The organism is bacterium, from assembly GCA_024224155.1.
Classification (GTDB): domain Bacteria; phylum Acidobacteriota; class Thermoanaerobaculia; order Multivoradales; family JAHEKO01; genus CALZIK01.
Map to the genome: position 1 here is coordinate 1 of JAAENP010000428.1, position 514 is coordinate 514.

Sequence of the window (514 nt, forward strand, 5' to 3'; positions counted from 1 at the left end):
ATTCGGCCGGGCGCGAACGATCGGTCGGCCTCGGCGTTATGGGCTTCCACTCGTTCCTGCAACAGAACGGGGTACCGCTCGAAGGCGTCATGGCGAAGGTCTGGAACAAAAGGATTTTCAAATACATACGCGCCGAAGCTGATACGGCATCTCAGAGATTGGCAGAAGAACGGGGGGCCTGCCCCGACGCCGAGGAGTTCGGCTTCGCCGAGCGCTTCTCCAACAAAATGGCGATCGCGCCGACCGCCTCGATCTCGATCATCTGCGGCGGCGCTTCGCCGGGCATCGAACCGATCGCGGCCAACTCCTACACCCACAAGACCTTGTCGGGCTCGTTCAACGTGCGGAACCGCTATTTGAGCGAGCTCCTCGAGGAGAAGGGCCAGAACACCGAGGCGGTGTGGTCGTCGATCACCCTCAGCGAGGGCTCGGTGCAGCACCTGGATTTCCTCACCCCGGACGAAAAGGATCTGTTCAAGACCGCCTTCGAGCTCGACCAGCGCTGGCTGATCGA

Annotated in this window: 1 protein-coding gene; it reads left to right on the plus strand. The window is 61.5% G+C overall.

Annotated elements, in window-relative coordinates; genetic code table 11:
• Window positions 1-514: ribonucleotide-diphosphate reductase subunit alpha (locus GY769_21225; GenBank protein MCP4204441.1), on the plus strand; the 514-nt coding region annotated here is incomplete at both ends.